Source organism: Bremerella sp. TYQ1, assembly GCF_020150455.1.
Classification (GTDB): Bacteria; Planctomycetota; Planctomycetia; order Pirellulales; family Pirellulaceae; genus Bremerella; species Bremerella volcania_A.
The window spans coordinates 552,463-576,367 of record NZ_CP083740.1 but is presented as its reverse complement, the minus strand read 5'-3'; the positions used below and the strand labels follow the sequence as shown (position 1 = coordinate 576,367).

General features: G+C 52.9%; 20 protein-coding genes. 3 read left to right on the top strand and 17 right to left on the bottom strand.

Features of this window, described 5'->3' with window-relative positions:
• Window positions 1-121 precede the first annotated feature (121 nt).
• Complete coding sequence (locus LA756_RS02180) at window positions 122-784, top strand: hypothetical protein (RefSeq protein WP_224440484.1); 663 nt, start codon at window positions 122-124, stop codon at window positions 782-784.
• Window positions 682-1,188, top strand: coding sequence for a DUF5060 domain-containing protein (locus LA756_RS27285; RefSeq protein WP_224440459.1), 507 nt, complete (start codon window positions 682-684; stop codon window positions 1,186-1,188). Before LA756_RS02180 ends, LA756_RS27285 begins: the two co-directional genes overlap by 103 nt.
• Here the strand turns inward: LA756_RS27285 and LA756_RS02170 are convergent.
• Entirely contained in the window at window positions 1,085-1,387 is a 303-nt protein-coding gene (locus LA756_RS02170) for a hypothetical protein (RefSeq protein WP_224440483.1), read from the bottom strand. The genes LA756_RS27285 and LA756_RS02170 overlap by 104 nt on opposite strands.
• A gap of 244 nt (window positions 1,388-1,631) precedes the next feature.
• Here LA756_RS02170 and LA756_RS02165 point away from each other — a divergent pair, with 244 nt between their 5' ends.
• Entirely contained in the window at window positions 1,632-2,357 is a 726-nt protein-coding gene (locus LA756_RS02165) for a hypothetical protein (protein WP_224438245.1), read from the top strand.
• Between the two features lie 414 nt (window positions 2,358-2,771).
• Here the strand turns inward: LA756_RS02165 and LA756_RS02160 are convergent, their stop codons facing one another.
• From LA756_RS02160 to LA756_RS02085, 16 genes are all read right to left on the bottom strand, one after another.
• A complete protein-coding gene (locus tag LA756_RS02160) occupies window positions 2,772-4,175 on the bottom strand; it encodes a DUF1501 domain-containing protein (RefSeq protein ID WP_224438244.1) in 1,404 nt (467 codons plus the stop codon).
• Window positions 4,165-6,876 carry a PSD1 and planctomycete cytochrome C domain-containing protein gene (locus tag LA756_RS02155; RefSeq protein WP_224438243.1) on the bottom strand — a complete coding sequence of 904 codons (2,712 nt, stop codon included), beginning with the start codon at window positions 6,874-6,876 and terminating at the stop codon, window positions 4,165-4,167. Before LA756_RS02155 ends, LA756_RS02160 begins: the two co-directional genes overlap by 11 nt.
• Window positions 6,877-7,175: 299 nt before the next feature.
• The gene (locus LA756_RS02150) at window positions 7,176-8,525 is read right to left on the bottom strand and encodes a GntP family permease (protein ID WP_261362079.1); all 1,350 of its coding nucleotides are present in this window, start codon (window positions 8,523-8,525) and stop codon (window positions 7,176-7,178) included.
• A 25-nt stretch (window positions 8,526-8,550) separates the two neighbouring features.
• Window positions 8,551-9,258 carry an SDR family oxidoreductase gene (locus LA756_RS02145; protein ID WP_224438241.1) on the bottom strand — a complete coding sequence of 236 codons (708 nt, stop codon included), beginning with the start codon at window positions 9,256-9,258 and terminating at the stop codon, window positions 8,551-8,553.
• Window positions 9,259-9,483: 225 nt separating this feature from the next.
• Complete coding sequence (locus LA756_RS02140; RefSeq protein WP_261362078.1) at window positions 9,484-9,960, bottom strand: DUF1501 domain-containing protein; 477 nt, start codon at window positions 9,958-9,960, stop codon at window positions 9,484-9,486.
• A 214-nt stretch (window positions 9,961-10,174) separates the two neighbouring features.
• Window positions 10,175-11,554, bottom strand: coding sequence for a sulfatase-like hydrolase/transferase (locus LA756_RS02135; protein ID WP_224438240.1), 1,380 nt, complete (start codon window positions 11,552-11,554; stop codon window positions 10,175-10,177).
• Between the two features lie 158 nt (window positions 11,555-11,712).
• Window positions 11,713-12,660 carry a DUF1559 domain-containing protein gene (locus tag LA756_RS02130; protein ID WP_224438239.1) on the bottom strand — a complete coding sequence of 316 codons (948 nt, stop codon included), beginning with the start codon at window positions 12,658-12,660 and terminating at the stop codon, window positions 11,713-11,715.
• A gap of 111 nt (window positions 12,661-12,771) precedes the next feature.
• Window positions 12,772-13,197 carry a DUF4198 domain-containing protein gene (locus LA756_RS02125; protein WP_224438238.1) on the bottom strand — a complete coding sequence of 142 codons (426 nt, stop codon included), beginning with the start codon at window positions 13,195-13,197 and terminating at the stop codon, window positions 12,772-12,774.
• A gap of 133 nt (window positions 13,198-13,330) precedes the next feature.
• Window positions 13,331-14,659 carry a Gfo/Idh/MocA family protein gene (locus LA756_RS02120; RefSeq protein WP_224440457.1) on the bottom strand — a complete coding sequence of 443 codons (1,329 nt, stop codon included), beginning with the start codon at window positions 14,657-14,659 and terminating at the stop codon, window positions 13,331-13,333.
• Between the two features lie 53 nt (window positions 14,660-14,712).
• Complete coding sequence (locus tag LA756_RS02115; RefSeq protein ID WP_224438237.1) at window positions 14,713-15,798, bottom strand: sugar phosphate isomerase/epimerase; 1,086 nt, start codon at window positions 15,796-15,798, stop codon at window positions 14,713-14,715.
• Window positions 15,799-15,823: 25 nt separating this feature from the next.
• Window positions 15,824-16,603, bottom strand: a complete 780-nt coding sequence (locus LA756_RS02110) for an SDR family NAD(P)-dependent oxidoreductase (protein ID WP_224438236.1) — start codon at window positions 16,601-16,603, stop codon at window positions 15,824-15,826.
• The gene (locus tag LA756_RS02105; RefSeq protein ID WP_261362077.1) at window positions 16,600-17,361 is read right to left on the bottom strand and encodes an SMP-30/gluconolactonase/LRE family protein; all 762 of its coding nucleotides are present in this window, start codon (window positions 17,359-17,361) and stop codon (window positions 16,600-16,602) included. The genes LA756_RS02110 and LA756_RS02105 overlap by 4 nt, the downstream gene beginning before the upstream one ends.
• A 164-nt stretch (window positions 17,362-17,525) precedes the next feature.
• Window positions 17,526-18,809 carry a DUF1552 domain-containing protein gene (locus tag LA756_RS02100; protein WP_224438234.1) on the bottom strand — a complete coding sequence of 428 codons (1,284 nt, stop codon included), beginning with the start codon at window positions 18,807-18,809 and terminating at the stop codon, window positions 17,526-17,528.
• 14 nt (window positions 18,810-18,823) lie between these two features.
• On the bottom strand, window positions 18,824-21,310 hold the full coding sequence (locus LA756_RS02095) for a DUF1592 domain-containing protein (protein ID WP_224440456.1): 2,487 nt from the start codon (window positions 21,308-21,310) through the stop codon (window positions 18,824-18,826).
• Window positions 21,311-21,453: 143 nt separating this feature from the next.
• Window positions 21,454-23,100 (bottom strand): FecR domain-containing protein, encoded by a 1,647-nt coding sequence (locus tag LA756_RS02090; protein ID WP_224438233.1) that lies wholly within the window; start codon window positions 23,098-23,100, stop codon window positions 21,454-21,456.
• The gene (locus LA756_RS02085) at window positions 23,097-23,636 is read right to left on the bottom strand and encodes a sigma-70 family RNA polymerase sigma factor (RefSeq protein ID WP_224438232.1); all 540 of its coding nucleotides are present in this window, start codon (window positions 23,634-23,636) and stop codon (window positions 23,097-23,099) included. Before LA756_RS02085 ends, LA756_RS02090 begins: the two co-directional genes overlap by 4 nt.
• Between the last annotated feature and the right edge of the window lie 269 nt (window positions 23,637-23,905).

Here is a 23,905-nt window from a genome sequence, read left to right as displayed (position 1 = left end):
CTTTTGAAGGATTCTACTAGAAGTCGAACTGCTTCGACCTTTTCCGATAGCAATGCGCTAAGCACATTCGTGCAGCTAGTCCAACTTGTCGTCTCGCCTCATTTAACCAGGATCAGATTCTATGCTAAACACAAGCGTCAGGCTCGCGACATTATTTGCGTTGTTGTCGTTTCCGGTGGTGTCTTTCGCCGAGACATTGGTCATCGACGATCCGCTTTCGGAGGGAACGATCGGTCGCCAGTACGGCGGCAAATTTGTCGACAAATGCTACAATCCCGGCAAGGGAGAAAACCACATCCTCTACAAACTTCCTACGACCATACGTCAGGGGCGACTCACGTTTGAAATTCGAGGCATGAACCCTGACAAGGTCAACGAGAAAGAGCATGGATTCGCCTGTATGTACGACGGGCACAACATGGCCCAACCTATCGGCTACTCGCCTGAATTCAAGTACAACTTCTATCGCTTTAACATGCACTGGCGGAACAACCGTAGGGCGATCAAATGCGTGATCAACATAGCGACTGACAAAAAGAAAGAGCTTGCTGTTGACGATCGACCGATGTTCGCAGCGGATAGCAAGATGGAGTGGCGACGGGAGCCTACGGACACTGGATACCCGTTCCAATCAGATCAATGGTACCGAGTTCACATCGCCTGGGATCGGATCAGAAACAAATCGAAACCTCGATCGAAGAGCTTGATGGCAGCAACCGAAAAACAGTCTGGGAGGTCTCCAAGTCGCTACCCTACGCCCCAAAGCAACATTGCATCAGGATAGGTTCGGGCCCCGGGAAATATTCTTCGGCGCTCGATCAGATTCAGTATCGCAATGTAAAAATCTATGCGACCCAAGAGGTTGCTCAGAAACAATCTAGTAGTCAACGCATCGCATCACGCACGTTTCCTCTCAAGAGCACGACGCAATACTATCCCTATCTCGAGTGGGAACTTCCTGCCAAAAGCGACGGCAAGAATCCATACGATGTAGCCGCACATGTTACCTTTATTCACACCGCCAGTAAGACGAAGGCATCCACCGAGATGTATTACGATGGTAAGGGGCGGTTCAAGTTTCGTTTCACTGGTACGCAAACAGGAACGTGGGACTATTTAACGTCCAGCGAAGTCGATTCGCTTGATGGTATTCGAGGTCAAATCGAAGTAACACCCAAATCCCAATAAATTGGCGACCGGTTTTATCACGACCTTCAAGACGGATACGCATACCAAGTATGTCCGGCCAACGGGCACGAAGGGAGCGTTGCGGTGGTACGTACCACAGTATGCCATGTACCACGGTGAATTGGTTCCGGATGACGATGCCGTAACTGAGAAAGAGATCGAACGACTGTTCGACGACCATGGCTTTACCGGATTCCACATCCCAGTTCAAGATCCTTCGGCCTGGGTAGTAGATGGAAATCCTAACCCAGAGATTTTCAGACGTCTAGAAAAAACGATCAGCATGGTGCACCGGGCTGGGGGAAGTTGTCATATCTGGCTTTGGGGAGATGAGCAACGAGGAAATGCCCCGTCAGCTTTAGAGGGGGGTAGCCAACGGTCCCGTAGATCGCCGGCTACAGCGATACATAGCAGCTCGACTGGGCCCGCTTCCAGGGTGGACGATGGGGTATGGGTTCGATCTCTGGGAATGGGCAGACGAAGACCAAGTGGCCCAGTGGCATAGCTATACGCATCAACGATTGTTTCAGCCGCATTTGTTGGGCGCACGATCCTCGAAAAATAGGCTAGACCAGATTTCTGGGGCCGTGGATTATGCTGGATACGAACAGCACAAGCCGGACTACCATTGGTACCTCAAGACACTAACCAGACGCCCGGATAAGCCTGCATTCTCGGAAGACCGTTTTCGCGTTCGTGGTAAATACCCAAATAAAGACTACACAGCTGAAGAGACTCGGCGAGGTTTATACCATTCCACGATGGCCTGCGGAGTTGCCAATATCTGGGGATACCTCAAACGCCCCAATGGCAAGTATGAAAGTGGCGGCATAACCTTCGACTACCCAAACGAACACGAATTGAAGACTTACAATACATCTTTCATTCAAAAAGACCGGTTGAGGAAAGAAATGCAGTGGAACTTCGATCTTAGTGACGGCCACTGCCTGAGCACGCCGGATAGTACGTTGATGATTGTCTACAAGGAAGACTGCGATGACGTCAGCGTTGATCTGTCTCATTTTTCAGGCAATCTTAGCGCCATTGCAGTGAATACCAAACAGGAATATGTGGAGATCGCCCTTGCGGCAAAACAAAAGAAACAAAAATTGTCACTACCCGAAGTATCTGACTGGGTCATTGCTGTAGGCAATTTTTCGCGAGAATAAGTGACCTGCATGACTTGCAAGAAACACACTCACATTCCGCACGGATCAGGAAACGGAGTGAAGGTCAAGAATTAGACCGTAGCAAGTAGCTACTTTCTGACTCTTTCAAGCCATTCGATTCATCCTTTCCATAGATTGGAGAAAATTGTCGGGAACTTTTGCGATAGCCCAAGACTTCAGCCTGCTGAAAAGAACGAGCCTGCGTCTAGGGAAGAATAACATAACGGCGAAAGTGGGCGTGAAGAACAAACGACCAAAATCAGAATAGTACGATCAGTACCTCCTGAAAGTGTTGTTAGAAACGTGATTTACAGTGCGATCGCCGTGATTACCTCGCTTTTCTCATGTTCTAAGAGTGGAGATTACGATGGTATCTCAGTCAACCTAGTAATCAGACCTATTGTTTCATCGAATCTAACCAATCAGCTCCGGAATCACTTTCCCACCGAACTGACTCAACTGTTTAAAGCGGCCGGCGTGGTAGTAGGTGAGCTTGTTGTCGTCCAGCCCCAAAAGCCGCAACAGGGTCACATGGAAGTCGCGAATGTGGGCGACGTTCTCGACTGCTTCCATCCCGGTTTCGTCGGTCGCCCCGATCGTGTGGCCTGCGTTGACGCCGCCTCCGGCCAGCCAGTAGGTCATTGCGTGCGGGTTGTGGTCGCGGCCGTAGGCGGTTCCACCACGGACGCCGTTGTCAGGCGTGCGGCCGAACTCGCCGCACCAGACGATCAGCGTTTCGTCGAGCAGCCCGGTTCGCTTCAGATCGGCAATCAACGCGGCGATCGGCTGGTCGACGGCACCTACCAGGTTGCCGTGAGCTCGCTCGATGTAGTCGTGGCTGTCCCACGAACCATGGTACAACTGCACGAAGCGGACCCCTTGCTGAACGAGCTTTCGCGCCAGCAAACATTTGCGGCCGAACGAATCGGTGGGCTCCTTGCCGACGCCGTACAGGTCGAGCGTTTCCTGGGGTTCCTGCTTCAAATCCAACACGCCGGGCACCTGCATTTGCATGCGGAAGGCCAACTCGTAGCTCTCCATCCGGGCACCCAGTTCATCATGATACGCATGCCGCCGCTGGTGCTGCTGATTGAGCTTCGCGATCAGATCAAGATTCTTTCGCTGATGCTCGGCCGTGATGCCGCTGGGCGGAAAGAGGTCGAGGATCGGCGATCCCTTCGGACGCAACGGCGTTCCCTGGAACTGAGCCGGCAAGTAGCCGTTACTCCAGTTCGCCGCGCCACCCTGCGGATAGCTGACCTCAGACAGGACGATGAACCCAGGCAGGTTTTGGTTTTCCGATCCCAGCCCATAGGTAACCCACGCCCCGACGCCAGGGTCGCCGCCGAAACGGTTGCCGCAGTTCAGTTGGTACATGGCCGTGGGATGATTGACGCTGTCGACCTGACAACCGCGGAAGAAGCAGATCTCGTCGGCCACACCGGCCAGGTGCTGCCAGTTCTCGGCCATGTCGGCACCCGACTGGCCGACCTTATTGAACTTGAAAGGGCTTTGCACGTAGTAGCGTTTGCCACTTTCCATGGCCGACTTCTGCTCGCCGCTGCGGGTGAATTCCTTCAGGTGCAGCTGGTCGAGCTTCGGCTTGGGATCGAACGTATCGATGTGCGAGGGACCACCTTCCATGGTGAGGAAGATGCAGTTCTTGGCCTTAGCCGGCAAGTGACCCTTACGCGGTGCGAGCCCCACCGCGGCCTGATCTTCTTCGGCTGCGAGGAGCGAACTGAACGCAACACTGCCCAGGGTCGCCCCTAGGCCGTACAGGAATTCGCGCCGCTTGGGCAGTGGATTAGTAGACATAGACAAACTCGTTGGAATTTAAGATCGCCAGACAAACATCGGCCAGGGCTCGCGTGTTTGCGTCGACATCTTGCGGCTGAAGATCAGGCACAAAATCTTGGTAGGCGTGCAGCGTTTCGTCGAACGAGAACTTTTCGCCCGTGTTCTCTTCGACCGCATCACGCCGGACGACCAGCGGGGCTTCAACCTCCGTCAGCTCGCGTTCCACTTGGATGTCCTGCATGGTCGTCCAGTGCTGTTCGCAGGCCGTGCGTTCGCCGTCGGTCGGCAAGCGGCCATACGTCAACTGAAACACGCGGTCGATCGCTTTGCCACCGGAAAGACCTTCCCGGGTTACCCGGTGCGCCAAAGCCAACGCCCGATCGTAGGTCGACTGGCCGTTAAACAACGCGAAGACCTGCGGCGTGACGGTCGACTCGCTACGCATCTCGCACGAGAAGTCGGGCCCGGGGGCGTTGAACACTTCACGGAATGGATCAGGAAGGCCACGGACCTTCAAGCTATACAGCGAACGCCGATGACGCTGCTGGGGCAGGGGATTGGGTGTCCACGCGGCAGCGAACGTGCCCATCACCTGGCGCGGCTGCATGGCCGCTTCCATGTTGATCTCGGGTCGGTTGGGGATGCCGCCGAGCTTCGGATTCAACTCGCCGGTCGCGAAGAGCATCGCGTCGCGCAGCTCGGAAGCGGTCAACCGCCGTGGGGTAAACGCGGCGTACGATGTGCTGAGCGGATCCTTCTCGGCCAAGGCGTCAAAGCCGGGATGCCGGCACGATCGTCGGTACGCTTCGCTGAGCATGATTTGACGATGCATCGCTTTGAACGACCAGCCTGATTCGACGAACGTCGCCGCCAGCCAGTCCAGCAGCTCGGGGTGCGTCGGGCGTTTGCCAGTGGAACCGAAGTTATTCGGATTGCCGGCGATCGGCCGTCCCATGTGCCACAGCCAAATGCGATTCACGATGGTTCGCGTGGTGAGTGGGTTTTCGGGGCTGGCCACCCACTGGGCGAACGCTGCCCGGCGACCTTCGATGCGGGTAGGGATGGCCGGGTGTTGAACCTCGTCCAGCACGCTCAGAATGCCTGGCTTGACGGGGGCGCCTTGGATGAAGGGATCGCCGCCGGTCAGGATGCACGTTTTCTTGAGCTCGCCGACCTGGCTGGGGCTTTTGGGAATTCGCAGCGGAGCATAGACGGATCGCAGCGTCGGCGTCTTGCCGCTATAGACGGCCAATGCATACGGCTGGTAACGTTCCTCTTCCCATTTCAGCCGCTGGAGACCTTTGCGAGCAACGCGTTCGTTGCCGTAATCCTCCGGCGTGAAGCCAACGTGCTTGGGGGGAATCTGAGACTCCGGCAGGTTCTGCCGCATGAGCGCCTGGCGGGCCGATCCGAAGTTCTTGTTTCCATTTTGTTGGTCGAGTGCCTCGTTCCATTTCGCCGGATCGATTTTGTTTTCAGCCAACCAGGCTTGGGCGGCGGTCAGCTGCATCGCGTTGAGCTCTTTAAGCGTCTGCGAGTATTCGGCCCGGCGTGCTTGCAGGTACCGCTTCTCGTCGAAGCCGTCGGTGTTTTCGATCTTGAGAAACGGTGCTTTGCGTTCGGCAAGCTGCGTGGTGGCGAAGACCGCTTGAATAGCATAATAGTCGTGCGTGGGGACGGGATCGAACTTGTGGTCGTGACAGCGAGCACACTGCAGCGAATGGGCCAGGAACGTCTCGCCGACGCTGTTGGTCACGTCGTCTAAGAAGCGCTGCCGCGCGACCTTTTCAACTTCCATGCCGGTCAACTCCCACGGTCCCATCCGTAGGAAACCGGTCGCGATGATGGCCTCAGCATCCTCCGGGGCGAGTTCGTCTCCGGCGATCTGCTCGCGAATGAACTGATCGTACGGCTTGTCTTCGTTGAAGCTCCGCACGACGTAGTCTCGGTAGCGCCACGCGTTGCCTCGTTCGTAGTCGTTGGCAAAGCCGGAGGTGTCGGCGTAGCGGGCCACGTCCAACCAATGCTGGGCCATCCGTTCGCCATAGTGAGGTGACGCCAGTAGGCGGTCGATGACCTTGGCAAACGCGACTTCGTCAGAAGAGGGATCGCTCACGAACGCTTCGATGTCCTGCGGACTGGGTGGTAGCCCCGTCAGGTCGAATGTTGCTCGGCGGATGAGCGCCGGACGATCGGCAGGGGGTGCTGCGGAAAGTCCTTCCGGCATCTTCGCCGCCAGGAACGCATCGATCGGATGACTTTGCGGACCAGGAACTTCCGGTTTGCTGACCTTCGTGTAGGCCCACAATGCCTCGGGCTTGTACTTGCGATTGGCCCACTCAGGTGAGAGTGCCCCGACGGTCTCGACCGTGATGCCATCCTCGGCCGACCACTGGTCGGCATACTGGGCGTTGATCTCTTGGGTTCGGGCTTCGTCCGGCCAGGGGGCGCCCAGGGCGATCCATTGGCGGATCCAGCCGATTTGTTCGTCCGTCAGGGCCTCAGACTCCTTCGGCGGCATGGCCGACCAACTGAAGTCATCGCGGCCGATGGCCAGCATCAGTGGGCTCTCTTCGGGCTTGCCGACAACGATACTCGCTTCGCCGCTATCGCCGCCTGTGTGCAGGGCCGCCAGCGAACGCATATCGAGACCTCCTTCGCTCTCGTCTTCGTTCTGCCCATGACAGGCCAGACACTTCTCGGCGATCAAAGGAGCCACGCGGCGCACGAACAGGGCTTCGCCTTCGGGTTCGTTTGCAGCTAAAGGTAGAACCGCAAAGAGTACAAACCAGGGCGGACTGATCGAGCGAACAAGAGTTGCGAATGGGAATACGCACATAAGCACAGCTACTGGGGAATGAAGTATACTAATAATACGGACAGCTCTAGTACTACAGCGCCAAGTCGATCTTGGTAAATTCGGCTGAATTCGGCAAACTCAATGCATCAATCTCGCACAATGAGGTGCCAGCATGGATTCCCGTCAGATTCGTCGGATAAAGCCAGAATTGAACTGCTTTACGAATTGCTGAAGGGAATAATCCAGGACATCAGAATCGTTGCCAAGATTCCCGTTACTCCAAGTGCCGCAGTGAGGATCGACCATGTGCGCAGTGTTTCCTCCGTCGTAAGTACACCCATTTTGGCGAATATCCAGAATCCACTGTTGTTCATCCAGTCTCCCACGAGGGAGCCACTGCCGATCGCACACGCCAGATAGGCAGGGTGGCAACCAAGGTGCTCAGAAGAGAATTCCATCGAAGCGAATATTGATGCCGTGGTGATCATCGACACCGTTCCGGATCCTTGAGCGAACTTAATAAGTGATGCAACTCCAAAAGCTGATAGCAGCAACACACTGCCAGAGACCGAACCAGGCTCACCTAGCAGCGAGGAGAAACTATCTTTGATTCCAGCCTCGCGCAGCATGGCTCCAAATGCCCCTCCTGCGGCAGTGATCAAAATTACAAAACCGGCACTGGTAACAGCCTGTTCGACCCCTTGGTTTAGGTCTGTCAGAGACGTTCCTCTATAAACAGCGACAAGGCATAGCGACATCGCAGCCGATATCAGAAGCGCCAGACTTGGGTTTCCTACAATCGCTGTGATCGCCAACATGGTATCAGGCGTGTCATCGACCGATCTGGCAAAGGCGTTGGTTGCAATCAATACAACTGGCAGCAAGATCGGGAAGAGAGAAATACTCAACGGTGGCAATCGTAAATCGGAATGTTTGTCCTCTGCTTCCCGTTTTTCCTCCCCTGGATACGGACGCATCTCGATTGTGTTATGTCGATCGAGCCAATGGCAGGTCAACAGTCCCACGATCGCCATGGGAATACCGGTTATGCTACCCACTAAGATCATCATACCGAGGTCGACCTGGAGTTCGTTCGCCATGAAAAGCGGACCGGGTGTAGGAGGGACCATCGAATGGGTAACCGCTCCGCCTGCAACGACGGATGTAAGCAGCAATACGTAATTCTTTTGTCGCTTACGCCACATCGATCGAATTACGGGAATGACCAGATAGAATACGGTGTCGAAAAACACCGGGATGGAAAGAACGAAGCCGCTTGCGGCAAGGGCCGCGGGGGCGCGTTTCTCGCCCAGAAGTTTGCTGAGACTGTCGACGATTCGCTGCGCTGCACCACTTTCCATCAAGCACCAACCGATGACCGCGGCCATGGCAATGACAATTCCAATGGCCCCGGCCACGTCGCCAAACGCGATGCCGACACGTGTGATCTTTTCAGTCGCTTTGCCAGGTGCTAACAGGCTCACCACGATCGCCGACGTGATGAGCGCAATAAAAGCGTTGATCCTAAATACCAGGATCAATGAAACGACGATGACAACGCCGATCACGAGGATAAGTAGCGGATCCATGTCGTTAGCTCAGTGGCATGTGCCGTGGTGTAATCACAATTTCCGGAACGGTCGCTCGGGCCGGAAGTTTTGCGACCGCGACCGCCATGGCGGCAATGTCCTCTGGGTGAACCATTTTGGCACGCTGCTCAGCCGGTGGCGGCGAGGGCCGTTTATCAACCAATGGGGTGTCGGTTTCACCTGGGTAGATATTGGTGACTGAGATGCCTTCTTCTAACAGTTCTAAATTAGCGAAGTGCCCCAAAGAGCCCTGAGCAAATTTCGATGCACAGTAAGATGCGCCTGCTAATTTCATGTTCCGGAGACCAGCAAGTGAAACAACATTCAAAACCAAACCTGACTTACGTTCTCTCATCCCAGGAAGCACCGCTTGCATGGCATGAAAGAAGCCGGTCGTATTGACGGCCAGCACTTGTTTAAACTCGGCTGCGCTGTGATTCTCAAAAAAACGATTCGGAACATTCATGCCAGCACTGTAGACGAGTACGTCGATCGGACCGGCGTGCTCATAGCAGTACTCGACCAGACGAACAAGCTGATCCGGCTGCGTGGTATCGGCTGAGAATGACAGGAAGGAAGTTCCAGCTTCCTTCAGGGACAATTCAGACCGACTCGAGAGAATAACCTTGGCGCCTTCGTCCAAGAAGGCCTGACCAATTCCGAGGCCAATCCCACTTCCTCCCCCAATTACGAGAACGACTTTGTCCTTCAATGCATTCATGAGCTATTTGATCTCTCAGTAGGGCGTCTTATTTAACTAGGTAAAACAGGTCTTGCTGAAAACTTCCACAAAGCATCGCGTTGTTTGCCGAGAATAACGATCGAAATGTCATCCGGCATTGAGTAAGAGGAAATGGCTGTCGTAGCAAAAACCGAACAAAAGTATGTCGGAACTCACAAGACATCTATCCATGCCATGGAAAAGAAAAGTCGAAGATCACGCCAGGATTTCCTTAGCAACCCGACCATACACGTCCGCAAGTCGAAAGTCTCTTCCAGCGTATCGGTAGGTGAGCCGCTCATGATCAAGGCCAAGCAGGTGCAGAAGCGTGGCGTGCAGATCATGATTATACATGCGTCCTTCCACGGCTCGCTGGCCAGTCTCGTCTGTGCCTCCAAACGAAAAACGTCGTTTGACTCCTCCTCCCGCCATCCAAATCGTGAGTCCGTGAGGATCGTAATCGCTGCCATCCCGCTTCATGTTTCCGATAGTACGTCCAAATTTACCACCCCATAGCACCAGGGTATCTTCGAGCAAGCCACATTGCTTTAGGTCTGTTAGTAGCTCAGCGATAGGTTGGTCAGTCGACCACGCACGTTTTTCCTGACACTCGCGGTGTTGGATATGGCTATCCCACAATCGGTCGTTGATTTCGACGAAGCGAACCCCGGACTCGATCAACTTGCGTGCCAAAAGACATTACACTTCATTGACGTACATCCGCGCTAGCCGCTTCATAGTGATTCGCTTTTCTTGATCGGTGATCCCATACATCTCCAGGGTCTTCCGAGGCTCCATCGACAAGTCGAACACATCAGGCATGTCGGCATGGGAATGGTTGATCTTTCCCCACGAATCAAGCCAGTACTTGAGTCATGCATTTCAAGCAGATAAACGCAGCAAAAAACTACTTTCCGACTCTTTCAAGCCATTGGCTTCGTCCTTCCAAGAGGTTTGATAGAATTGTCGGATACTTTGCCGCAATGTTTGTGGCCTCACTTGGATCAGACATCAAATCAAAAAGCTGCGGTTGGCTTCCACTCTTGTCCAAAACAACTTTCCATTGATGTGTGACTTGTCCACCATCATGCTGATCTTTGCGAATGGCATTGTCCCAGTACAAGGTATCGTTCTCGCTTGCGGATGTCGTTCCTTTGAGAAGATCCAGTAAGTTTCGACCATCCATTTCTGTTGGTGGCGTTCCCCCTGCCGCGGATATTAGCGTTGGTGCAATGTCGATATGGCTAATCGGGGCATCCAAACGCCATCCCTTTGGGAACTCTGCGGACCAAGTAACGATGAACGGAATTCGTATTCCTCCTTCATAGCTTTGGCCTTTGTTTCCGCGGAGGTATTTCGTTGCCCAATGAGGGCCTCCGTTGTCCCCCATGAAAATGATGATCGTATTATCGAGTAAGTCTAGTTCCTGAAGTTTCTCTTGGATCTGACCGATGCCTTCATCAACAACATCGATCATCGCAGTGCTGACGTGCTCCATCCCGGGTTCTTTAAATCGCTTCATGTATTTCTGGGGTGGGCGTTGTGTAGGGACATGGCGGGCACTGTGAGGCAGGTAGAGAAAAAAGGGCCGATCCTTGTTGTCTTCGATAAAATCCACGGCGCGCCGATTGAAGGCCGAAGTTAGATATCCGAATTCGGTAACGAACTGCTTATTCTCGTCAGTAGACAATCTGGAATCGAGAAGAGGCGCGTATCGATGGGCAAATGGGCGAGTCGCTTGGTCTTTTTGGGTCGCTCGCCACTGCTGCATGGTCTCCCATTGTAAGCCTGGCCCCGCTTTTGTTTCGTAGTAGTCATGAGACGTGTAGGTTACAAAGTGCTCATCGAACCCCCAATCGGTCGGTGGAAAATTGCCTTTCTCTGCCCCATTGTGCCACTTTCCTACGATGCCGGTGTGATACCCTAACTCTTGGAGGACCCTCGGTAATCGAGGAAAAGACCTAGGTACTTGGACACGTGAGTTCCAGCGTTGAGGATAGCTTCCAGTAAGAAGCGCCCCTCGCGATGGCCAACACATGTTGCCTGCTGAATAGCCCTGGTCACATGTAATTCCTCTCAAAGCCAGTTCATTCAAGTGGATTGTGTTCGTCTCCTGCACACTGGCAGGATACGGCGTGTCGGTGCTGAGAATGCTTACGTTACCAACCCCCACGTCGTCAGGCATGATCAAGATAATATTGGGCTGCTTTGATCGCCCTTGATCTGCTGAGGCAGATGAAATAAGGACGGTGAGAACCAGACTGATAATTGGTATTAGCTTAGTCATTCGAAAGCCAAAGGAAAAATGAAGTTCTAGTATGCGGAGGGAAATACTTGGGGCATTTTCCAGCGGCCACCGTGAAAACGGTGTGCCGCTGTGGGTACCTTGGCGAGTGAAAAACTCTGCGGCTGAATTAGATGCAATACGAAGTTTGAGAGCCCTTGCTACTCGTACTCGAACACAAGTCCGTCATTTGCCGCCAGCATAGCCTCATAGGGGCTATCCACTTCATTAGACAAATCGTGGAAGATTGTTTCAGCAATAAACCTCACCGAACCATCATAGAATAGGAATAGACCTCCTCCAGGATGGTTGCTGTTGCTGGCGTCCCCATGACCACTATTTAAGGGTCTACGACCAGTCAGCAAGAGGTTTCGGATCTTGCCACGATCATCCGAAATTTGAATCGCAGCCCAAACCGTCGCTCCCGGTGTCGAGTTACCCAACTGATGGCACTTCTCACCAACCGCTGCTTGATTACTTGTACCATCCGTCATCGCGCCAAAGTTGCCATTAACAGGAAATGGTGATCCGTTAACGGTCGATATGGGAGTTGACCACGTGGGGCGATTGCGAACGAACTGGGGAAATGGCCCAGTGCCTACGTGGCACTTCTCATCGGCGTGATGAAACACTGCAGCGTAATTGGATGCCGCAATCTCTTCGCTGCCAAACTTTTGCAGTTGCGTTGGACCTGTTGCCGATGGGCAACTGTACATCCCCAATTCCGTCTTACATGCAGCCAGAGTTTGAGCGGTATCATCTGGCCAGGCGCCTTGACCGATTCCTGCCAGGTCATACAGCGATTGCTGTTCCATGTAAGGCAGAATCATGGCACTCCAAAGCCAGCCATCTTTGTTGTGGACCGATCCACCGTTTCCCCAATCACCCGAAACAATGCCAGGAACAAGTTCACTGTAGGTATCGTGATGCATATGCAACGCTAAACCGATTTGCTTCAAGTTGTTTGAGCAGTGCATCCGCCGTGCCGCCTCACGGGCCTGCTGCACGGCTGGAAGAAGAAGCGCGATAAGTACACCGATAATGGCAATAACGACAAGCAACTCAACGAGCGTGAAAGCCCGTTGATGATTCCAAGCGATAGTACGCATGAAAAGAACTCCTTAAGAAGAATAGAAAGTGAAGTCAAAACAAGAAAAGACGTGATTGTTCAACAGCATTCGGTAATGCCCATGAGAGCATTAGGCCGAACTGCCTGTATTTCATTTTTTTGCTCGGGCTACGCCACGGGTTTTCCTATCCGATTTCAGATCGAAATTGAACTCATTGTCCCCTGAGTCTACGACGTCAGCCGTCAACTCCGTATCGACGTTGTATTGCCGAGGGATCATCTCATCTCCATCAGGCCCTCCGGCTTCTTTGGTGATCATCACTCGATTCAAGCCCACGACTCCACCCTCTTGCATGGCTGTGAAAGTGAGTTCGTAGTAACCATCTTTGTTGGTTTGGCCAATGGACGCCCGTTTTCCTTCAGGCTGGAAGATGATCTCCGCGTTTGCCAGTGGCTTTCCATCAAGGAGAACATGTCCGTGCACGGGAACGGTCTCACTGCTCGAACTGCAACCGATCGACAGTACTATGAGGGCAAGGACAGCAATCCAAACTCCTGATAGATCGTTGATTGTCATAGAACAGACCCTTTCTACTAACGACATTGCTGTGAGATAAACTTTCGTGCCAACTGTGTCGGCGGGAACTTATGCTGCTGTAAATTTGGATGAATGTGGCTCGTTAAAACTTATTCGTGGCAATCTCATGTGGTCATACGCTGAGATCAAACCCCGCTCGACGAGGCCTCTCGAGTTTGCTGTTCGCCTCTTTGTCATCAACGAAGCATTCGATGTCAGGATTCCAATCAAGCGGGCGATTCAATTCGCGGGCTAAGTTAGCAAGATGGCATACCGTTGCGGTGCGATGCCCGAATTCGGCGGGGGCAATAGGGGTGTTTCGACTATGGATACATTCGAGCCAATCTTCTAAATGTGGGCGGGCAACGTTGCCAGCCCCGCGCCATTTGGCTGCGAGGCCAGGATCAGGACCGTCTAGTACGAGTTCAGCCGGGTTCACGCTGAACATGTTTCTCCCCATTTCAAGCGTCCCCAGTTCACCTTGAAAACGAATTGATTTGTTGCCACCGCAAAATCGCAACGTAATCCCGTTTGCAAAGGACATTTCTACGGGCCAAAACCTGCGATCATCCGGTGTACTTGGAGGAGGAGTTTTATGACCCCAAGATTTCCAGATCTCCTTTACAGAATCTGGACGAATCGTGCGAATCGATACAGGGCCGGTCTCATCACATCCAATCGCCGATAAGACCATGTCGACGCTATGGGCGCCCCAGTTCGTCATGAGATGTCCGGAAAACTCTTGGAAGAGATCCCAGCCACGCCATACTAGATTGTCCACCTTGAACGTATCTTTAACCCATAGATGCTTGTTGTGAGCACGCATCGGCGATGGTCCGAGAAACAATCCCCAATCGAAACCTTTGGGGATCGGTTCTTCGGGAAATTCTGGGTTTGTGATCGGCCCAGGATAGTTCGGTAGGTCGACAGCGGTAATCTTGCCAAGACCACCGTTGCGAATGAAATCACAGGCAAACTTATTCATCTCCATCGATCGCTGTTGACTACCAACTTGTAAGATTTGGCCCGTCGCCGTGACCTTTTCAACGATTAGTCTTCCTTCACCAATCGACACGGTCATGGGCTTCTCGAGATAGACATCCAGGCCGGCATCCAAGGCCAGAATTGCTGCATGAGAGTGGTGATGATCGGGGGTCGCGATAATGACGGCATCTAGCGGTTCGCGATCAAGCATGAGGCGATAGTCTTGATACTGATGACAGCGACTCGCATAAAGCTCTTTAAAAACGTCAAGTACTTCAATAAACTCATTTTGAGGGTGAAGCGTTTCATCCATTCGACTATAGGCACAGTCACAAATCGCGGTGACACGTACCGAAGATGGAAGATTTCCAATCAAATACTTTCCCCGCACGCCTGTGCCTATAACACCGACTCGAAGTTGCTCTAAAGGACTATCGCCTCGAACAAGAGACTTCCAGCCAAGTGCAGTAAGCGTCATCCCTGCCGCGCTTGCTGCTGCCAGGAATTTTCGGCGATTCAGTGGTAACCTGCTCATATAGACAGAACCTTCCCCGCATATTGAAGACTCTTTCGTACGTTATCGTCTTCGAGTTCCAACTGTTGCACTTCCGAAAAGGAACTAACCACTTGCGATTTAGCGGGATTGTCACGGACCAGTCGCAAGGTGCGCGACAATTCTCGACCTGATACCAGAGGAAGCGTTGTCCAAAAGTCCTCCGTTAAACACGGGACCTTTAGCGCATCGCGTGTGATCAATTCGAGAGAACAATGAATACTCGGTTTTGTGCGTCTGAGAATGTTGACCATTTGCATCAGGTCAAGACTGCCTTCGCCTAAGGGAACGTCGCCCAGAAGGAATCCGTCGGCGTACGAGGATAAAGCCTGGTCTTTTAGGTGAACAGACACTGCGTAAGGTGCGAACGCTTCAATTGCGGCGTACGGGTCGTCAAGTAGTGCGATGCTGTTGCCTGTATCGACGCACGCTCCGATCCACTCGCAGTCAAGATGCTTAAGCAGAGCCAATCGCTCTTCGACTCGCTGGTCTTTATGGTTCTCAATTGCAAAGGGGACTTGATATTTCTCAATGATGGGAACTGCCAACTCCATCATTCTTTGTCCACGTTGCTCGTACTGACGGAACTCTGACAAGGACTTGAACTGTTCGTAGCGTCTTCCGGGCATGATCACAGTGCGGACTGCTGTCGCGCCCGAGTCGCGAGCAGTAGTGACCTCTTGTTCGAAGCGTCCAAGATCATCTTTGTCTCGAGGTGGGTTGACGATTGCTTCGACAAATAATCCTTTGTTTTCCGCGAGATCGCGTAGGCGGTGTGCTTCCTTCGCTTCCATCACACCCAGACTTGCTTGCATACCACCGGCACCAACTGAATTGCAGTGGTTGAGGAAGTTTAGCGGTGAGTACAGGTCAGTCTGGGAATCTTGTCTTCGCAGCCAATGGCGGCGAATTCTGCAGCTGTATTGGACTAATCCCAGGCCCGTCAAGCGAACCGACTCATCTCCCCAAAGATGTCTGTAGGCATGCAATCCCAGTGGCATCGCCGCTACGGCGATGCCAAGTAGCGTTCGTCTCGAAAAGGGTCTCTCTATCTTCTTACGCATGTCATGTATCCATAGCGGGTGCCAATTAGCGAGCCGTCCAACCTCCATCAACCGTAAGCATGCTACCGGTGACGTAGGACGAAGCGGGACTGGCGAGAAACAAAGCCGCGCCTTGAATCTCTTTCATCTCGCCCCAGCGTTCGACGGCTGTCGCGCCGACGATGAAGTTTTTGGCTTCTTCCGTCTCCGCGATGGGAATATTCATCGGAGTGTGAAAAGGGCCGGGACAGATTGCGTTGACCGTTATTTTGTCGAGAGCAAGTTCCAGCCCCAACGCTCGGGTCATCTGCACAACCGCGCCTTTGCTGGTTGCGTACGGTGTTCGATTGGCAAGTCCCACCAAACCCAACGTGCTGGCCATATTGATAATCCGGCCATAACCTTGTCGTTTCATGATTGGCACGACATGTTTGATGCAAAGCCACATCGCGTCCACATTGATGCTTTGAACCTTGCGGAACTCATCAAGACTAAGATCTTCGATGGCACCCCGGATATTGATTCCAGCGTTGTTGATAAGGACGTCTACGCGATCAAATTCAAGAGAACAGCGTTCGACGATCGACTTGACATCGCTTTCAATGGAAACGTCCGCCGCCATGCCAACTGCCTTTACGGGATACTCCCCCGCAATTCGTTCTGCCGCGGCCGTTGCTTCGCTTTCGTTTCGACTAACGAGAAGCAAGTCTGCCCCTGCGGACGCTAAGCCGGCGGCCATTGCTTCTCCGAGCCCTTTTGACCCACCAGTGACGATTGCCACCTGTCCATTCATTTGAAATTGAGAAATACCTGGCCAGCGACTCATTTCAGACTTTCGTTGTTGTTTTGAGTGGTAAAGTCGCCACAGACGTTCATGCGCACTGCGTAGAGGCTCGTCCGGGCTGTGATGAATAACGTACGGCCATCACGTCCGACAAACGTCATGTTCGAGGGAATCTCGGGCGTTTCAATGAGTGCGATTTCCTCACACGCTGGAGAGAACACTCGGATGCCTTCGTTGGAAGTTGTATAAAGATTTCCCTGCTCGTCCAAAGTGAGACCATCTGAGAAACGTGCTGCGGCAACCTGTTGATCAGAAAGACTCCCATCAGCCCCGACCTGGTAGCGATAACACTTTTGCGCACGTGGATCGGCTACATAGAGTCGATTGCCATCAGCGCTGCCGACGATACCATTGGCGTTCTTGAGGCCGAACCCTACCTCGCGGACCTGTGTGAAATCACTCGATAGAACACACACGGTTCCACTCAAAGCATCTTCAGGGAATCGATCTGCTTGATTCGGTTTGATCATGGGTATCGTGAAGTACACGATTCCCGTGGGCGACATCCATAAGTCATTGGGCATACCGAGAGGGCGCCCTTCGCATTGATCAGCGACAACCTTTTCCTTGCCGTCAAGCTGACGCAATACAATTCGCCGCCCGCCCTCACAGAACAGCAACTCGCCTTTGCGAGTGACGACAATCCCGTTGGAATTGTGGCGGGCTTGTCTAACCAGTGTTAAACCATCGGATCCATTCCAGCGATGCATGGCACCACTTGGCATATCCGAGAAGTACAAGGACTCGACTCCGTCCCAAGCGGGGCCCTCCGTGAACCGAAAGCCACCTGCGAGCTTCGTTACATCGCCCTGCGGTGCTGGGATCTGAGCATGGGCAGCAGTCAGCACGACGCAAGAGAGCAACAAAGCCAAGGGGCAAGTTCTTATGACGTTCCGGCCGAGATTCATGACAGCTCCAATCCCTTCATGGTGCCGGTGCTACTAGCAAAACGATCGGTGTCGATACCCATTCTCTGCAATACGCTTACGAACAAGTTGGGCAACGGATAGTCGTGCGTCCCACCTAACGCAAGGTGCTGGGCATGCCGGAAGCCACCTCCCGCGATCAACACAGGCAAGTTGTCATTTGCATGGGAATTGCCATTGCCTAGAGAGGTCCCGTAGATAACCGATGTCTGATTCAGCAGCGATTTGCCACTCGACTGTCGCTCGTCAAGTCCTCGGAGCAATGCGGCCAGTTCCTGGAATTGAGCCGATTCAATCCGACGAAGTTGCTCCAGTTTTTCGGGCTGGTTGCCATGGTGCGTGAGAGGATGGGTTCCAGTATCCACACCAGCGATATTGGGTTTTGCACTATTTTGATAGATGTATAGCGAGATAATCCTTGTCGAATCGGTTTCAATCGCGATACGGGCCAAGTCATACATGGCACGTGTTCTGTCTATCAGTGCTCCTGGATCGTCATAATCCTGTGGGGGCGACATCTCGACCTGGCGTTTAGGCTCTTTCTCCCACTGCTCACTCTTGTGCAACCGTTTCTCCAAATCGCGGACGCCAGTGTAGAACTGATTGAGCTTGTCTCGATCGGATGCTCCAACTCGTTTCTCCAACTCCCGTGCTCTTTCGCCGACCGAGTCCAAAATGCTGCGACCTTGTCGAAGCTTGGCGATCTGTGCTTCGATTTCCTTTTGCGATCCTTGGACGAACAGCTTTCTAAATAAGCGAGAGGGCGATTCTTCGCCAGGAATTTGAACGCCTGACTGGGTGTACGAAAGGCTCTGCCGAGTTCCGACAGACAACGCCAACGATGGGAATCTGGTCAGATGACCGATCCGCTCGGCGGCAAATTGGTCGACAGAGATTGAATTGCGAAATCCGCCTCTACCTGGATGAGGAGCCGCAGTAAGAAAGCATTGCTCCGCGAAGTGTCCGCCATCGACCTCGGGATGAGAGACGCCGGAGAAGACCGTCATTCGATCGCGAAAGGGTTCGAGTATCTCCAAGTAGGGAGAGGCCTTGTAATCTTGGCCAACCCCTTCGGGAAAAAAGTAGCGGGGCAAAATGCCTTGATTCGTTTGGATGGCAATGAAACGCTGTGTTTCGGCAAATGCGTCTTCCGACCGACAGGCCGGTGTCATCGCATCGAGAATTGGCAACACAAGTCCAACGCCCAAGCCACGCAGGACGGAGCGACGATCAATGAGCGGTTTCGACGATAGGATATTCATAGGTATTACTTTGGTTATTTGGAGCGAAATGGTTCGCTGAGAATGACATCCTGAAGAAGCGACTGGATGGGATATCCTGCCTCGGAATTCTGTTTCAGGATCTCTTCAACGATCGGACGATCCGCAAATGAGATCCCGGCACCGGTGGCGAATACCAGAAACCGTTCGGTTAAATTTCGAGCAAGCTGCTCTTGTTGACCACACAGGTACGTGCGGAACTGGTAAATGTCCTGAAACGGAAATCCATCCTGAGTGACCCCGGAGGCATCGACAGGCAAGCCGCGTTTGTACTTCACATCTCGGAGTGCCACTTTGATGTCGACTTCTTCTCCCTCGCCAATACTTCGGTAGTGATCTCGCCACTTACCCATGACGTCGAAGTTCTCTAACGCAAACCCAGGCGGGTCGATCGCGGCATGACAGCTCGCGCACGATTCCAATTGGCTGTGCTTGGCGAGTTGCTCGCGAACCGTTACAGCGCCTCGCGTATCAGGCTCGATCGAGCCGGCACCAGGTGGCGGTGGAGACGGTGGTGTCCCCAGAATTCTGTCCATGACCCAAACACCCCGCAGGACGGGAGATGTTGTCAAACCGTTTGCCGTAACCTTCATCACGCTAGACTGCGTTAGAAGGCCTCCTCGTAAAGAATCTGGCGGCAAACTGACGCGGCGAATTGCCAGTCCTTTTACTTCGTCGATGTCGTATAGCTCGGCAAGTCGTTCGTTGATCAACACAAAGTCCGCATCGACGACCGTGCGGATCGGTAGGTTCCGCAGAATCATCTCTTCGAGCGTCGCTTCTGTTTCCGCAACGCACGAATCAACGAGGTGATTGTCACAAAAGTACTCTGGGAATAGAAACCGATCAGGGGACGTGTCATGAACATGGCGGAGGTCAAGCCATTGTCCAGCAAAGTCGCGAATGAACCGCTTCGATTTGGGGTCGTGAATCATTCGAGAGAACTGTTCCCTAAGCCCCTTGTCGGTCAACAGCTCTCCCGTTTGGGCGGACCTCATCAACTCGTCATCTGGCATGCTTCGCCACAGCAGGAAGGAAAGTCGATTCGCTAAGGCTTCGCCATCAAGTTTGCCAGGCACCTCTTGGAAATAGAGGAAATCAGGCGAGCAAAGGACAGCCTTGTAAGCTAATCGCATGGCATCTTGAAAGCATGCTCGGCGATCAATAGCCTCGATCGCAAACGCCAGGCAACGTTGTACTTCTGATTCGTCAGGAGTGCGTCGATATGCTCGCGTCATGAAGCTCCGCAAAAGTCTTTCTGCGTCAGCACGAGGCTCCTTCGAGACCACCATCATCATTTGTGGAGGTAGCTGGTACGCGTCACGGAGGCCATGCTTATTGGCTGTAAGATCTGGCAAGTTCAGAGGCTCCGGAGGGAGCAAGCCACTTGCCTTGGTCCAAGGTTCCATCGATAGATCGCCGAAAAGACGTCGAAAGCTCGGCGAGGGCCACGGCTGATCTTCCGCATTGCCATCACACGTTTCCGTTGCAAACGGACCCTCGATTTCAAACCAATCGACCGCGATACCGTGCCCTCGATACTCTTTCATGAAAGCGTTGTGCGCGTCACGCTGAGATTGAGGGTCTTTCTTCTTCGTCCTGCGAGATAGCTGACGATCATCAAACGTTGCGCAGAAGAATTCGAGGGTTTCGTCCTGTCCTTGCCAGGTGGTGAACTCGACGACGCCTCCGTTGGGGCCTTCGGGAACATCGAATTTTCCAAGTACTCTCTTTGAGCCCGTGTTAATCCATGCTACTTGCCCTTTTTCGGGTGGAAGCAATTGGCCTTTGTCCCAAAGTGCTGCACGACAACGGACGCGAAATCGGTACCATCCAGGAATTCCTGGTGAAGTGTTCCGAATTCGTCGAGGTGCCTGGGCACTATTGGGTTGCTGGTAAAACCAGACCCATTCAGGACGGTTCTCCACACTGCCGTAACGATCTTTCCAGTCTTTCCCCAGATAGCGTCCCTCTTCGTTAAACCAAGTCCGCACAACGATCGGTTGAGGCGTAGGACGTAAACGCATGGCACCGTCAATCGCGACTTCTGCGGCCTCCAAATACCGAGCTAACTGCACATAGGATATTTCTTGAGCGTCGGCGATATTGTCGAAACCGTGTGCTTCTGGATCCGGAGGCAGCATCTCCTTAAGCTGCAACCAAGGAGCGTCTAGTAAATCCCGCATTGTGTTTTCGTATTCGAGGGGATTCAGACGACGTCCACCGACACGCCCATGGGTTCGATATCGCTGGTTCCAATGTTGATTCAATGTCTTGGCGGTCAGTTGAAGAAATTCTGAAACGGCATCTGGATCTGGGCGTTCCTCGTCTTCAGGGGGCATCTCACCCGAGCTGACTCTGTCATGCACTTTTGTCCAGAGTGCTAGATTGACGACATCTTGAGAGTCAACAGACAGTTCTGCTAAGTTAAGCCCACCTTCAGTTGTGGAATCATCATGACAATGAACGCAATGTTGCTGTATAAAGGCGTGCCCTTGGAGTGGCGATTTGCCTGGACTGTCGTCGGCGTCGGCAACTCCAAGCCAACAAATTGCGATCAGGATGGCTATCAGCACTCGAAGATTTGCGTGCTTCTCCGTCAATGCGGCCTTGTACATGAATGGCTTCACTCTTGAGTCTCCTGCGTCGCATCGGAAGCTATCGGGGCCACCGATCGCCATGTGGGACCGATTCGTAATTCATCGATAATCCGTGAACTTCGTCCCTGGCTGTGAAGAACGATGCGATCAAGCTCTCCTCCCAATCGCACCTTACGACTTACCACGTGCCACGCTGTCGGTTCGGCAAAATCGAGTACATCCGATTCGTTGTAAACTCGAAGGTAGACTTCGTTGTCTCCGTCTCGCCTTGAAACGATTTTGCCAATCCACAATGACGTCTGAGACTGAGGCACTTGTACCGGGCTATCAAATTTGGACCCCCCAGATAGCTGAATAAAGGGGATGAAGTTGCCCGCGTAGCCAAACGTGATGTGGGCCTTGGCAAAGTGATCGGACGATCCAAACGTCAAATACATTCTTTCGGCATCAGCATGTTGCGTTGTCGACTCACCCGCAGCGATGTCACTTGGTTCATTGATTTGCGTCATCAAGCTAAAGTAAGTGACATTGTCGCTGTCTAGATTGATGGGGTGCTCGAACTCTCGTACGTATGTCGTCGAAGTGGATGGCAATTTGAGCATGCCGAGTCGACCACCCGGTACGGGCCAGGCCACGTTGATCTCGCCGTGCACGATATCGAAGTTGTCACTTGACAGGTCATTCCCCGACATCAGTCCCTGCCTTGGATGTGGATGCCTCCAAGGGCCTTTCCAGCCAATTCCAACCGTGCTCTTTTCAAGCGGCAGGATGCCGGGCGAATAGTTGAAGCCTTCGTAGGCGGTTAACAAATCGGAGCGTGACTGTGGGTTTATGCGATTGACGAACTCCAGAAAGCGTGGCGAATTCATAGGCACGGCTCGCGGTCGACCATATTCGTCGATTGCAATCCCTTCGCCAGCTCGTAGTATCTTGGAGAGTTCATCTGCGGTCGTCGTGCCACGATAGCTGACTTCCCCGTCAAGGACATGAACTTCGGTCGCACCGGAATGACTCACCTTCACGGCGAATTCAGTACCCAGGTCGATGACTTGACTGATAGGCGTATTGACGACAAAACCTTCTGCACCGCTCGTCGCACGAACAACCACATCACCATGGTTGAGCTGAACGCGTGACGGTGTTTGTAGATCGATTTCGCTAGGGCCGATTAATACCAACTCGGCACCTCCATCGAACCGTAATACGGCCGTCCCAAACTCCAACGAAATTCGACCGGCCTCTAGGCGTTGTCCCTCGCGGACACTCTTTTCGAGCCACTGACAATTTTCTGCTAGCAGCATCGTCGCAATGGGCGTAGCTTGCAGATAAGGATGTGGTGAGGAATTGCCGCTCTGATTCGCAATGAAAGAGTACGATGCCAATGCTCCCAAACCCAGCAAGATCGCGATGGATGCTGCTGACGCAAGCAACCACTTTGAATACCCAATGCCGAGTGATTTCACGACTGCCGATTTCGATGCATAGTTAATGATGTTCGACTCAATAACAGGCAACGCTTCATCCGCAAGCGCTGCATGGATGTCGACATATTTCAGGAATAGATCTTGGACTTCCTGGTCTTCCCTCAACAAGCGAGAAAGTCGAGCCAATTCTTCCTCGGTCGCTCGATTGTCACAAACAGAAGAGAAGAGAGATTGCAAGTCGTCGTTCATTGCCCGGCCCCCATATCTGCTGCCTGTTTCCTTGTGACGCAATCCATCAATACCGATCGCACTCGCTGCAGGGCCTTATAGATCGCATCGACGCTTCTCCCTGACTTCTTTGAGAGCTGCTCGACGGTGAGGTCATTAAAGTAGTAACCTTCAACAATGGATCGTTGTTTGCCAGAAAGATGGCGGAGGCAGTCCCGTAGGTGAATTCTTCTTTCATCCAAGTCATCGCTCAATTCGTCTCGGCGTATCGCGAGACTAGCGATGGTTTCGTCGTCAAGAAAGTGTTTCCACTTCTTCTCGCGTCTCATGTACAACTTGACTTCTAGAAGTGAGAACCGACATGCCCACGGTAGAAAGGGTTCCGAGGGGTCGAATTCGTCGTACTTCTTCCAAAGTGCAACGGCAGTGTTTTGCACGATATCACGAGCATCATGAGAGTTCGGCACAAAGCACATCACATAGCGCAGCAACTCGCGTTGGCATTCCAGGAATCGCCGCATGAACTCTTCGTGGCTCTTTGAGGTGTTAGTGGTCATAAGCTTTCATAGGAAATCTGCCAGCAATTCGCAGAATTGGACAATTATTTCTAACAGGGGCCGCATTTTGGCAACAATACTTTCTCGTTGCCAATAGAAGGGTAATCGGATTCTTGAAGCGGGAAGAATCGCCAGGAGGATCGTAAGCTCCTGCCATCGAAGCACCTTGCCATGGGGAGCCAGTTCTAGCCAATGCACCCTATTGGGGCCTGGCGTTACCAAATCTGTCAGAGATTTTTGGTAACAATCTCCCAGGTACTGATATCCTT